Origin of the sequence: Vibrio sp. 1562, assembly GCF_033340155.1 — a bacterium.
Classification (GTDB): Bacteria; Pseudomonadota; Gammaproteobacteria; order Enterobacterales; family Vibrionaceae; genus Vibrio; species Vibrio alginolyticus.
This window is the reverse complement of sequence record NZ_JAWOVY010000497.1, coordinates 1-618: the sequence shown is the minus strand read 5'-3', so window position 1 is coordinate 618 and position 618 is coordinate 1. Positions and strand designations below refer to the sequence as shown.

Here is a 618-nt window from a genome sequence, read left to right as displayed (position 1 = left end):
CATGCGAAGTTCAACTACTCTTCCGAAGACAATACATTCAGTGAATCTGTTGCACTAGCGAACAAAGCGGGCGATTTGGAATCTTTAGTTGCCTATACGCGTCGCGACGGCAATGAACTGGATAACTTTGGAGATCTAGCAGATGCAAGTACTGAAGCGAACAACTTACTGGTTAAACTTCAGTACCAAGTCAATGATGCACATCGTGTTGAGTTCAATGGGAATTATATTCGCAACAAAGGCAACGGAAAGCAGTCTTACAACGGTTATACGAATGCAACAAGTGAAGATGTAACAGAGCAATATCAAGTTGGTATAAAACATATTTGGGAGATGCAAACGGCCCTAGCGGACTCCCTTACCTGGCAACTAGATTGGCTTAGCAAGGAAGAAAACGGCATTACTGATCGTGTTAAAGGCCAGAATATCCAACGTAAAGACTACATCTACGAGGATGAAGGCTACCAGTTTGACTCACAGTTTGACAAATATCTCTCGCTTGGTAGTACAGAGCATTACTTTGTGTACGGTGCATCCTTTAGTGATAAAGACATTAAGAACGTCAACAAAGAGTACAACAGTGCAAGCGCGAACAAAGAAATTTTCTATATTCCTTCT

At 41.7% G+C, this 618-nt stretch carries 1 pseudogene; it reads left to right on the top strand.

Annotated elements, in window-relative coordinates:
* A pseudogene (locus R7Z49_RS26035) lies at positions 1–618 on the top strand (TonB-dependent receptor); the annotation flags it as partial.